Origin of the sequence: Sphingobacterium sp. UDSM-2020 (genome assembly GCF_016132525.1) — a bacterium.
Lineage (GTDB): Bacteria > Bacteroidota > Bacteroidia > Sphingobacteriales > Sphingobacteriaceae > Sphingobacterium > Sphingobacterium anhuiense.
In genome coordinates this window covers 2853476-2866315 of record NZ_CP066166.1, presented here as the reverse complement: position 1 = coordinate 2866315, position 12840 = coordinate 2853476, and the positions used below count along the sequence as shown (strand labels likewise).

11 protein-coding genes and 1 pseudogene are annotated in these 12840 nt (G+C 32.7%); 3 read left to right on the top strand and 9 right to left on the bottom strand.

The window, feature by feature from the left end:
- Positions 1-118: 118 nt before the first annotated feature.
- Positions 119-655, top strand: coding sequence for a tetratricopeptide repeat protein (locus JAZ75_RS12025; RefSeq protein WP_410528627.1), 537 nt, complete (start codon positions 119-121; stop codon positions 653-655).
- A 117-nt stretch (positions 656-772) separates the two neighbouring features.
- Here JAZ75_RS12025 and JAZ75_RS12020 read toward each other — a convergent pair whose 3' ends face one another.
- The 7 genes from JAZ75_RS12020 to JAZ75_RS11990 form a co-directional block, all read right to left on the bottom strand.
- Complete coding sequence (locus JAZ75_RS12020; protein WP_208702115.1) at positions 773-2068, bottom strand: HlyD family secretion protein; 1296 nt, start codon at positions 2066-2068, stop codon at positions 773-775.
- Position 2069: 1 nt separating this feature from the next.
- Positions 2070-4277, bottom strand: coding sequence for a peptidase domain-containing ABC transporter (locus JAZ75_RS12015; RefSeq protein WP_208702442.1), 2208 nt, complete (start codon positions 4275-4277; stop codon positions 2070-2072).
- An 11-nt stretch (positions 4278-4288) separates the two neighbouring features.
- Positions 4289-5689: an MBL fold metallo-hydrolase gene (locus JAZ75_RS12010; protein WP_208702113.1), complete on the bottom strand. Its 1401-nt coding sequence runs from the start codon at positions 5687-5689 to the stop codon at positions 4289-4291.
- Positions 5690-5905: 216 nt separating this feature from the next.
- Positions 5906-7357, bottom strand: a complete 1452-nt coding sequence (gene tnpC, locus JAZ75_RS12005; protein ID WP_208702111.1) for an IS66 family transposase — start codon at positions 7355-7357, stop codon at positions 5906-5908.
- A gap of 137 nt (positions 7358-7494) precedes the next feature.
- A complete protein-coding gene (locus tag JAZ75_RS12000; protein ID WP_208702109.1) occupies positions 7495-8451 on the bottom strand; it encodes a hypothetical protein in 957 nt (318 codons plus the stop codon).
- A gap of 12 nt (positions 8452-8463) precedes the next feature.
- Positions 8464-9408, bottom strand: coding sequence for a hypothetical protein (locus JAZ75_RS11995; protein WP_208702107.1), 945 nt, complete (start codon positions 9406-9408; stop codon positions 8464-8466).
- A gap of 139 nt (positions 9409-9547) precedes the next feature.
- The gene (locus tag JAZ75_RS11990) at positions 9548-9706 is read right to left on the bottom strand and encodes a hypothetical protein (RefSeq protein ID WP_208702105.1); all 159 of its coding nucleotides are present in this window, start codon (positions 9704-9706) and stop codon (positions 9548-9550) included.
- 998 nt (positions 9707-10704) lie between these two features.
- On the opposite strand from JAZ75_RS11990, the pseudogene JAZ75_RS11985 reads away from it, so the two are divergent.
- A pseudogene (locus tag JAZ75_RS11985) lies at positions 10705-10965 on the top strand (transposase); the annotation flags it as partial.
- Between the two features lie 23 nt (positions 10966-10988).
- Positions 10989-11849, top strand: coding sequence for an IS3 family transposase (locus JAZ75_RS11980; protein WP_208702101.1), 861 nt, complete (start codon positions 10989-10991; stop codon positions 11847-11849).
- Between the two features lie 285 nt (positions 11850-12134).
- Here JAZ75_RS11980 and JAZ75_RS11975 read toward each other — a convergent pair whose 3' ends face one another.
- A complete protein-coding gene (locus JAZ75_RS11975; RefSeq protein ID WP_208702099.1) occupies positions 12135-12635 on the bottom strand; it encodes a hypothetical protein in 501 nt (166 codons plus the stop codon).
- Positions 12598-12825, bottom strand: coding sequence for a heavy metal-binding domain-containing protein (locus tag JAZ75_RS11970; RefSeq protein WP_208702097.1), 228 nt, complete (start codon positions 12823-12825; stop codon positions 12598-12600). Before JAZ75_RS11970 ends, JAZ75_RS11975 begins: the two co-directional genes overlap by 38 nt.
- Positions 12826-12840 lie beyond the last annotated feature (15 nt).

The following is a 12840-nucleotide window of genomic DNA, read 5'->3' as shown; positions in this document are numbered from 1 at the left end:
AGTTAAAAGGCGAAAGTCTAAGAAAAAAGAAGTAATATTGTCAGGTCATCAGTTGGACTGAAGAAATCCTCAACAGAGGGGTCAGTATGTCCAGCAGAGGGGTCAATATCACCAGTATATCCACGATAAAGATAATTACCTAAACTATCGGGGATTTATCAAATGTATTTTTGCTAAGACCTATCGGGAAGCAATCTTTGATTTTGAAGAAGCAATAAGCCGACATGGTAACAGTCATGTGATGGACCACTCATATCGATTCTACATCGCATTGAGCTTATTACAGTTGAATGAATTTGAAAAAGCAGAAGCTATTTTCAAACAAGAAGTTGATAAGATGCTTCAAGAGCATGGAGAAGACTGGGTTCATCATCTTGACCTATTTTATTATGGCATCTCGCAGTATGAGCAAGGAAAATACGATATGGCAATAAAAACATTTGATCGCGCCCTGGTTCAATATCAACAGTTTTCTGATGCAAAATATTATAAGGCCGTTTCTTTAGTGCATCTTGGTAAAACAGAAGCTGCCTCTAAATTACTAGAGGAAGCTCAACAAGATAGAAAAAATGGGTACACAATCAATGAAGATAATGTTATTTATGAACGCTATCCTTATCAACTCAGATATGACAGTTCTGGCCTATATCAATAATATCAATTTCTATTAATTTGAGTGTTCGCTTTAGAGCTGTGGAAATAGTACACTAAATTGATAAGATACTTCAGGAACGTAGAGAAGACGGGGTTCATCATCTTGATTTATTTCAAACTACTGAACACTTTGAGATCGGACAATTCTCTCTGAAAAAACCTTTCTAATCCCGAAAAATAATCGATCTAATAAAGAGTAATCTTGTGTAATAATCTCTGCTGTTCCAGATATTTCTGGCTTCAGCTCAATTTTTATGTTATAGGTGGTAATGAAAGAGTCTAATTTAATAATAGCAACATAATTATTATCTCTCTTGCTCAATGAAATATTTTGCAAAGTCCCTTTTAACCAACCAAACTCAGAAACAGGGAAATCATTAAGTCTGACATTAACTTTTTGTCCCAACTTAATTTTACCTGCATTAATGTTTGATACTGTAGCCAATCCATATAGAACTTCATTATTTTCGGGAGATAAAATATAAATCACGTCATCTGGAGTAATTGAAGACCACTTTGCCAAAGATTTAAAGCCACCTAATTGGCCTGAAAATGGAGCATAAATAACATGCTCATCAATCCATTTTATTAGATTTGCCATTAATTTATTTTTTGCACTAAAAAGTGCATCATCTCTACTATCCGTTTGTATATTATCTGAAATTTGGGATTGATTCATATTGCCTTCTAAGGCAAGTAAGGCAGATTTAGACTCATTTAAACTACTAATAAGATTTTCTTTATCCCTTTTTGAACTTATGAAATTTCTTTGAACATTATCGAACTCTTGTGAAGATATAACCGATTTTTCAAATAGAAATTTATACCGATCTAAGTCTTTCTGTTGTAGTTTTAACTGATCATCAATTAATTCAATCTCCTTTTGCTTGCTACTAATAGTTTTGGATAAACTTGTTATTTGATTTTTATATGATATCTTCTGTTTTGAATCAGGTCTTAATGTATAATAACTATCCTGATCTAAAAAACTTTTTTTAAATTCATTATAATCAGATTGAAGATCTGCAAAGTAAATTTTAGAATATTTTTTAATTATTTTTGAATCCCCTAGATTCGACAAATCTTCCTTTAATGAAATTGCTATTCGAAAATCCAATGGACTATAAATGTAACCTAAAATTTGTCCGCTATCAACTTTCATTAAATTAACTCCTTCAACCAAAGAAATATATCTACCTGAGATTGCAGGTTTTATATCAACAGGTACAGATTTTGAAATAATCTCTACATTTCCATTAATAACTTCAGGATAATTGATTAACTTCATAATTATAAAAAATACTGATAAAATTGCACAAACTATCCAAATACCATATCTTCCAGCTCCATTCGGCATCCTGGATAATACATCTTTGACATATTCACTTTTTTCTGTATCATCTAATTCATCCATATTATCCCCCTAATTCCAATTGATTTTTAATTAATTCATAATAATGTCCTCGACAGTGAACAAGTGCACTATGGTTCCCTTGTTCAATTATTTCTCCATCTTTAAGTACAATGATTAAATCCGCATTTACTACTGTACTTAATCGATGGGCAACTATTAGAACAGTTTTTTCCTTATAAAATTCTTGGAGATTCTTCATCACAATCTTCTCATTATTAGAATCCAATGCACTAGTAGCTTCATCAAAAAATATAAATTCAGGGTTCTTGTAAACAGCTCTCGCGATCTGAATCCTTTGTCGCTGCCCACCACTAAGAGATATTCCACTTGAACCAATTCTTGTATTATAGCTTTCAGGAAGATCCTGAATAAAGGATGAAATGTTTGCAATTTCGGCGGCTTTATTGACTTTTTGATGATCAATTAACCCATTTGGATCAGATTCTGCAATATTTCTAGCGATACTATCGGAGAAAATAAAACCGTCTTGCATTACTATACCACATTTTGATCTCCAGTAAGAGTGCGAAATGAATTTTAAATCAATGCCACCAATCGCTATCTTCCCTTTTGTGGGTGAATAAAACTGAAGAAGCATCTTTAAAAGAGTTGTCTTTCCACTGCCACTTTCTCCAACGATTGCAACTACTTTACCTTTTGGAATTGAAAGATTAATATTCTTTAGTACCAATGGGCTTGTTTCTCCACCATACCTAAAAGACATATTAGAAATTTCTATACTTTTATAATCATCACCTATATTTGAGATACTATCAGTATCGTCTTCACTTTTCTTGTCATATATCTCGCGCATTCTAGAATATGATATTTTAGCATCTTGTAGTTCTCTGAAAAATTGAACAAAATTGGTAATGGGCACATTCAACTGTCCTAAGATAAACTGAATGGAGAGCATCATACCTAAAGTAATCTGCCCGTCTATAACCAGCTTAACGGAAAGAAATGTAATCAGGATATTAGTTACCTGATTTACTAAATTACCTCCAATATCCTGTGCTTGCGAAATCGAAAGGCTTTTGATGGATAATCTAAATAAACGTACCTGAATAGCTTCCCATTCCCAACGTCTTTTTCTCTCAGAATTGTTTAATTTTATTTCCTGCATTCCATTGATGAGCTGTATCATACTACTTTGATTTCCTGATGCCTCATCAAAAAAACGGTAGTCCAATATTTTTCTTTTCTTCATAAAAAATGATATCCAAAGTATATAAAGCATTGTTCCAACGATAAATACAAAAAAGATAAAGGGATTATACCACCATAAAACTGTTCCAAATACAAGAATATTTAAAGTAGAAAAAACCATTAAAAGGCTCTGAGAGGATAAAAATAACTGAATCCTATCATTATCTTGAATGCGTTGTAATAAATCTCCAATATTTTTTGAATCAAAAAATGAGAGAGGAAGTTTCATCATTTTCCCAAGATAATTGGACAATAACTTTATATTTACCCGACTGGTGACATGAAGCAATATCCAATTTCTAAACATTCTGATTAATGATTCGGAAAGAAAAAATACTAGTTGTGCCATTAAAACCATATATACAAAATCCAGATTATTATTTGTGACACCAATATCCACCATAGATTGAGTCAGGAACGGTAAGGAAAGCTGTATTAGAATTGAGAATACGATTCCGACCAAAATTTGGATAAGATATTTTTTGTATGGCCCGAATAAAGAAAACAGTCCTGAAAAGCTGCTTTTTACTGTTTCATTTTCACTAAAATCTTCAAACTGCAAATCTTCTCCATTTGGTTCTAATGCTAGGATTATACCTTCATCATCATCTTTAGGAGCCCCTTTAGAGGCTATCCAGCCTTTGATGAAATCTTGTTTTGTGTATTTTATATGTCCAAATGCTGGATCAGCAACTAAAACTTTATCACCTTTGAAACCATAAACTACAATAAAGTGTCTCTTCCTCCAATATACAACACACGGTAAAGGAATATCCTCTTTAAGAGTATCAAAATTAACCGATGCAGCCAATGTTCCAAAACCAATCGACTCGGCTGCTTCTGAAAGACCTGATAAACTTACACCATCCCTTAGTATATGAGATCTTTCTCGAAGAACATCTAAAGGAACAATTGTTCCATAATGTTCTGCAACCATCTTTAGACAGGTAGGACCGCAGTCCATCGTATCCATTTGTTTATAAAATGGAAATTTTGACATCATTAATAGTTTTAATTTGAAATTTTTCTTAAGTTTTCAATAGTTCCAAAGTCTCTCTGTCCAGCGATTGGCCATCCAGTATAAATGTATTTAACATCCAGCCTGTATTTTTCGATAACATTAAGAACAGACTTTGCTCTGCTACTTTTATAAAATTCGTCTTCTTCCACCTCAAAAAATGTAAGATCACCAACAAATAGTATATTATCTTTTGGAAACCAAGATATAATATAATCTTCGGAATGACCATTTCCAGGGACATCATAAAGTATTATTTTCTCTTCTGTAGTAATCAAATTGTATGGAAAGTTTTTAATAGGCAAAAACTTAGGAGTATTAATCTTACGATTATCTCCAAGATAATGAGTTGCTTCCAAAATTTGATTATAATAAGGTTTCATATTATCAGGAACGACAACAGGTATATTAGCAAGTGAATATTCTCTTATTCCACCGGCATGATCAGGATGATGATGTGATGGAATAATCATTTTTATTTCTTTACCTATGATTTTTCTTTTACACCAGTTTATGACAGATTTACTGACTGCAGCTGGTGCTTCGAAAATATAAACAGAGGTATCGTCAGTAGTAATAAGTAATTTGTTTTCAGTTTCAGTGAATTTTAGTAGATACTTATTTTTTGCAATAGTGTCAACCTCAAATAAAATATCTGAGATTTGGTTCGTAGTTTTCATTGATCTACTAACGTTATGAATATTTAGATCAAAATGCTTTATACCATTTTTTGAAACAACGACATTATGACCACTTTCAGTTAAATTTGAATACTCATACTTCGTAAGAACATCGCCGAACATTTTATCATACTCTAAATATTCAGTTCTAATTGGTACATTATCGTTAGATAAAAATACCATGATTTTTCTATTAACTAAATCAGTGAATGTTAAGATTCTTTCATTAAAAATATTATCAACGCTCATTCCAAGACTATTACGATTTCTATCTGCTAATAAGAAGATAAGATTTGGATGAAGAAGACATGCCTCAGTTAAATGCTTTCCAATATCACTTGATATTCGTGGAGTATCGTCACCGTAATCTAAAAATGATACAGAATCTTTTTCTATTTTAATTTTTTGAACAAAATCGTTTCCTTCAAAAATAGCTTTACCGTAATAATCTAAAAAATTGCTATAAATATCAAGTTTGTAAATTCCATTTAGTTGCGCAGGTTTGGATTCAAAGGGTTTTTCGAAATGGCCTTGAATGTAATACGTTCCATCTACGTTAAACACATTAATCACTGAATTTTCATTCGTTTTGCCTTTCAAAATTTCCATAGCAGAAGACAAATTTCTCATATAAAAATCTTTTTTTTGAGCAAATCCTGTGCTCTGCCCAATTAAAATGAAGACCAAAATTATACACGATACTAATTTTACCATTTATTATATTTTAAGAATATATTGAAATCAAAGTTATATGGTTGATCTTCATAAGAAAATCTTTCGTAATATTCTTTTAATTCATTTTCAAACATATTATAGCCTGCGTCAAGTTTTTCAAAGTATTTCTGACCATTAAATGTGAAAATGTTTATTTGCTTAAATAAATTTAAATCAGAATAAAATTTTCGCATATAAAATGTAACTACTCAGGTTCTATAGAGTTGCGACTGTGTAAAAGGCATTCAGTATGCACTGAGTGTTTTTAATGCATGTATCTGCGATTGATCGAAATATGGTATAGTTTCTTACTCCAGTATCTGCTTTGAACATACCGGATACTTTTTGCTTCACTTTGATATTGCGGATTGCCCTTTCCGAAGCGTTATTCTCGGCAGGAACTTCGCTGTGATACAGGAAAGTGAATATATAATCTCTGAGCTTGATTATTCGTTTCTGAAAGGTCAATACTTCTACATGGCGGGGATCTATCTTTTCATTTAGTAAACATGCTAGGATTGATTCGATATCTGATCGTTCCTTTATATGTTTTTGGTAAGTATCAATTGGAATATTCTTTTTCAATTCTAAGCTGCTAAGTAACATACTAGCAAAGCGATCCGCCCAGTTACTCTGGTACTTTTCTTGCAAAAAAAGTAGCTCTCTTAACAGATGTGCTGTGCAGATCTGATGGCCTTTAGCTTTTGTTCCCAGCTGACTGGCCAAGCAATCGCTCACCAAAATTGCATTATCGAATCCTTCAGGGAAATTACCATGTATGGTTTGTTTTCCTCTGGAGGGAGAAAACGTGATATAAGTAGCTTTTTGACTTTGCCAGGTCCAGATCCAGTTCAATTCTCCATTAACCTTAACACCAGTTTCATCAGAACCAACTACACTGGATTTACAAACAACCTGTTTAATGAGCTCAAATGCTGGCTGCGCTTTTTTTGCTAAACGATCCAGAATACCACAAATGGTACCCTGACTGATAGGCATATGGTAAACAGACGTGAAAAACTCACTGATTCTGGCTAAAGGAACAAACTGACGTGTATGCAGGTAAGCAATTACCGCACTAGTTTGTGCACCATAACTAATTGGCGCAGCAACTCCGTTAGGAAAACTGCCACTCGTCTTATGCCCACAAGTACATTTCTTTTGGAATACACGATGCTCGGTATATACCGGTGTAATGGTTGGAATATCGACAACCTGACGACGACTGGTCAGTTTTGCTGGCTGATCTATCAAGTCAAATCCACAACAGTTGCAAAAATCGGGACTATAATCAATCACCACATCTGGTGTTGCACACATCTGTAAAGTATTGCCATCGTGCCCGGTTTGTCCACCAGAGGATTTTCCACTGGACTTGCGTAAACTACTGGTGCGATTGGGACGATTGGGATCCTTGGATGGTGGGATAGAGCTATTATTACTGTTCTTTTTTGGCCCCTTTAACAACCTATTCTCTTCAAGCAGCAGACCAATGGTGTCATTTAGCTGTTTAATCGTCTTGTTTAAGTCTTCGATTGTCTGCTGAAACTTACGATTCTCTGCTGATCTGGCTGAATTATCTAATGCACGAGCTTCCTCAGCAGCAATACGGGCGGATGACTCTCGCTCGAGCACCTTAAGTAATAACTGAAAATTAGTGTTATCCATCCGTTCTTTCTGTATTACAAAAAACTGACTTTAATCCATCTAAACCTAGAAATAAAAGCAAAAGTTATACAGTAAGATGTGAATAAAAATGGATGTTTTTTGGAAAAGCAATCTATCAATCTAGAATAACCGAATTTTTAAGATAAATAATCTGGATAACCTGAGTAGTTACTATAAAATCCTATTCTAGCATAAATTTCTAACAGCTCATTATTCTCAATTTTATGATAAGACCTAGAACTTGCTAGTGCATGGAGTATACATGTATATGTAAACAAACCATGGAAAGCTGAATATGCTTTTCTTTCTTCATCTTCAAAATAATCTGATAGCTGAAGGTCTTTACCCCCAAAGATGAATTCATCAACTTCTAATGTTAATAGAAAGAAAAGTATATGTCCGCATTGGTGAGCGATATCATCAATAAAAAACACAAAAGATTGAAATTTACTATTTACATTTAAAAATGCTGTAAAAAAGAAGTCCGTAGTGGCAAAAGAATTTTGATTAGGAAGATCAAATAATTGAATCTCCAGCTGCAAAGTATTAATCAGATCATATAGAATATCTGAATGAGAATCTAAAATTTCTAAGGCTTTCACTAATTCTGTGCTATATTCTGATACAAGGCCCTGAATACTCTTTGGATGATTTAGAAAAGGTCCATTTTGATAATTCGTAAGTTTTGTACTTATCTTAATATTATTATAATAAGTATATGGCACAAATTTGAGCCCGGATTCTATAGGCTTAATTTCATCATCTATCTTGATAAATTTATATAAAGTGTTTGCCACTCCCCTCCAATATCCAATTGATGGAATTTCAATAACTCCCTCAAAATCACTTCTAATAGAACATACTGAATTTATATTTAGAAATGGAAATATAAGCGAATCAATATCACCGTTCTCATCAGGGTATAAAACGTAATTAATCAAAGGTGGAAAAGAGAAAATTTTATCACTATTGAAATCTATATTTTCAAATATTTCAGGTTTAAGTTGATAGAGTGCAAGTCTATATTTGTCTAGAAGTTCTTGTTTGTGCTTAATAAGCTCATCTTTATAAAGATTAAATTTTCCAATTTGCATAATGCATTTATTTTATTTGATCCAAATTAGAAGTGAATCCATTAAATTTTCTTGTTTAATATGTAGCTTTGATTCAACCAATTTATAAAAAGATTTGTCGTCTGAACCATTACGAAGAATGTCATATAGTCCGCTTTCGGGATCCCTTTCCTGTATTTTCTCAACTATTAATGACCCAAGATCATATTTCAAAGATGTTCCTTGTTTTGCTAAATTATCTTCTAACTTCAAAATATCCCTAGTATTAATAGTGCTATCTTCTAAAAATTTTTTTATAATATCACGGTTTTTCTGAAGTTTTTTGCCATCATTTCCAAGATATTCTGCTAACCCCTCATCAAACCAAGTATGAACTTGTGGATAATATTGTGCAGTATAAAGATGAATTACTTCATGGGGATAAGTGCTTGTATGTTTCCCAACTATAATAGCATTATTATTTAAATCAGCATGAGCACTGTGGTTTAATAGTTTTTTTGTTAAATAATGAAATTCATATCCTTCAGCAGTTAAACGCTCTTCAGTATTTTTGAAAATGTAATAATCAAACTCAATTTCTTTGGTTTTAAATAATTTAGCTGTTTTTTTATTAAAGACTAACATTTGATTAGCTTCCGCTGAATCTATTGAATATTCAGTAGGATTGAAAAAGTATCTTATAGAGCCAATTGTCTTTTTAGAAAACCTCGAAGTGTAATCATCAAAATATGGTAAAAAATAGATTGTATCATTTGCATGTATTTTTTTAGCAAGAGATACATAAATACTATGGACATCTCCATTTTTTAAAAAAAATTTTGTCCGAATGGTTGTAATAGAATCATTAGTTTTGACACTTAATATTTCTGGCCGTATTTTAAAGAAATCTGTCTCTGTTAGAATTGTAAATAAAGGAAGGTCCGCAGCAATTTGAGATGATATCCAATTACTTTTTTCGGTATAATTAAGCGAGTCCATCTGCAATTGATACAAATAATTTTTCCATGCCTCTTTAATTAATGATGTCTCATGATTCGACACACTACAAGAGGAAGCTATCAACAGAAATACAAAAAAGCCGTAATAACGGCTTTTTCTAAAAAAAACTAAAACTGTATTATTGTTGACGAACATCACCAGGTTTTACAGTTTTAATAAGTGATCCTTCTTTTTGATGACAACTAGCCATTGCACCACCCTTAATTGATTCAAGATTTTGTAAAGCATTCACTTTAGTGGACATTGCTTTAAGTTCTGTTAAGCTTAATTTTTTCATAATCTAATTCTTTATTTATTAATATTCCCAATTATAAGAAAAAATATTATTAATACATAATTTAAAACTATTTATTTTAAAAAAACAATAAACAACACAATATCCATACATGACAAAAAAGTACAAATAAAATTTCTTTATTAATTATTTTACCATCAAAAAAAACACAATTATTTAATGAAACAATCCTAAAATAACATTAGTTTATGTCACTACATAAAAAAATAAATGTGCTTATTATAATAAAATAATATATATACCTAATAATGAGTTAATAATGTAATTAAATTCAATAAAAAATAATATATGTAAATTATCATAGACGAAATAATTATCACAAATTAGTATTTTAGATATATTATTTTTTTAAGTTAAAAACAACTTACAGATCTTATATATATATATTAATATAAAATTTCATATTAAAAAACAACACAAATACCTGTATAAAAGCCAATTAAATTAACAAAAACCTTGTTTTATATGAAATATTCTTTCAAATATTCAAAGTTAGATTATTGGTTTATTAAAAAAATACGGGAAACCGTATAAATATTATAATTATGTAAATTTAAATTACCCGTTAACATATCTTCAAACAGTTATGATAAGAACTAAATAACGATTGATGTCTATAGACCCTTTTTCTTATAAAAAATAGAGTTAACTCTCTTAATTCCTGATGCTATGTAATTTTTGATAAAAATATCCCTTTACAATACGTTATATTCAATCATCCTCTTCTAGAGAAGATCCAACTCTCCTGCTATGATATCGGGCCACCGTATCCGCCCTACGAACTACATGTCAGTTGATTTTGTGAAGTTCTGTGGGTAAAGCTCTTTTATATTTTTGTGGTTTATTGATGCTATATTCATTAGCGTATTTTTTAAACACAGAAAAGGCTTTGGAGTTGCTAACTGAGTCGGCAGTGTAAGTTAAGAACAATAATTATCTTAATTTGAAACAATGACTAAAATTCGTAAAAATACGATCGCACCTTTAAAGAAAGTGCAGTTGAGTTGAGTAAAGACCGGAAAAACATTTCTGAGCTAGGCCGAGAATTAGGTGTATCAGCAGCCCAATTATATAAATGGCGTAAAGAATCAGAAGAATTCGGATCAGACAGCTTCCCCGGCAATGGCAATATTAAACAGACACCAGAGCAGGAACGTATAAGTGCCTTAGAGAAAAAGCTTAAAGATTCAGAGCTTGAACTTGAGATATTAAAAAAGGTCATAGGCATCTGTTATTCATAAATTATTGTTTTTTAATTGTATTCATGATTGCTTCGCAGTTCCAAGAACGATCAGTAATATATAAGTTTATCAGGCTGCATCAACAAAAATATCCGATTGAAAAGATGTGTAAAGTTATGGGAGTCGGTTCCAGAAGTTATTATGCTTGGAAAAATGGTTCTAAATCCGCTGGCGGTTCTAAAGTTGCAGTACTTGAAGATAAGATAAAAGCTATTTACTTCAAGAAAAAGCAACGATATGGCAGCCCACGAATAGCTGCAGAGCTATTAGATGATGGAGTTGCTGCATCTAGGGTTACAGTTGCTAAGTATATGAAAAAGATGGGACTACGTAGTAAAATAGGCAAGAAATTTAAGGTAACAACAGATTCAAAACATTCCCATAAAATAATGGACAATGTATCAGATCGTAATTTCACACCTTCGAAACCATCAAAAGTTTGGGTCTCGGATATTACTTATATCCATACCAAAGAAGGCTTCTTATATCTGACCACAGTGCTCGATTTATATGACCGTAAATGTATTGGATGGAGTATCAGTGAAACAATGAGGACTGAAGAAACTTCATTGGCTGCATGGAAAATGGCAATCAAGAACCGCAAATTGTCTCCTGATCTTATTTTTCATTCAGATCGTGGTGTACAATATGCGTGCGAAAAATTCGGCAATACGGTAGATTCGTATAAAATCGTAACTAGAAGTATGAGTCGAAAAGGTGATTGCTGGGACAATGCAGTTGCGGAGAGCTTCTTTAAAACATTAAAATCAGAACAAATATATGGCAACAAATTGGTATCAAAAGAGCAAATGAAGACGGATTTGTTTGAATACATAGAAGTTGGTACAATAGGGAGCGACGACATTCTACGCTGGGAAACCTGACCATAGAGCAATTTAATAACAAAAAACAAAATCTTAAAAAAACTGCTTAACTCATACTGCCGATTTTATTTGCAAGTCCATATCTTATAAATACCTACGAATAGATAATACACCGGAAGAAATTAAAGAAGAAAAAGAAATTGATTTTTTTCAGATGAAAATTGATAATAAAATATTTGGTGCAATAACAGCCGAGAAGATTCTTGAAAACTAGTAAGACTATATTACAGGTATTCAGACATAAAACCAGCCGACAATAACTAAGCTTTCGTCTTGCCCAGAGGGCTAGAGATGAAAGCCCGTTGAACGGAACCGTAGGGAGCAATACAGTAATATGTAGTTACTAGGCTGCATACCTACTAACAGTTTCGCCACTTGATCATAATCGATAAGGTTGGAACTGACGATAGCTTTGCTAATGAGCTTAAACTGCGTACTGGTTAAATCATCGGACAGCAACTGTCCATAAAGTATGGCTATAGCTTGATCTTTGTCCAGAAAATCAAAATAACGAAAGAGCGTGGCTTGATGGTCTTTGAATTCTTGATCCTCCCCTGTTTCATTCATCGCTTTGAATAGCAGGTGTACAAATTCGGTCAATCGGGATGTGGCTATAAACTCGGCTGTAGCAGTGTCCATCGCATAGATACCGGTATAGCGTTCTATGATCAAGCTTGCTTTGACTTTGTTCTTAATAACAGATCCATCGATATCTCCACCTGCCGCTTCTGCTTGTATATGTTTAATTTCATTGAGCAATACGGGTGTACCGATAGCGGTGATCATAAACGATCGGCGTTCCTTTGCCCGAGAGCTCGTCAATATTAACGCTGAAGCCTATAACGGCATCTGCCCTATAGCTACGTGCATTTTGCTTTAAAGACTCCACTACGCTCTTATAGAGCTCCTGTAGTTTGTTTTCATAATTGCGGGAACGACCACCGAAGAGGTCTACGAAGCTGGCTCCGGATTGCACTCAAAGCATTGGCTC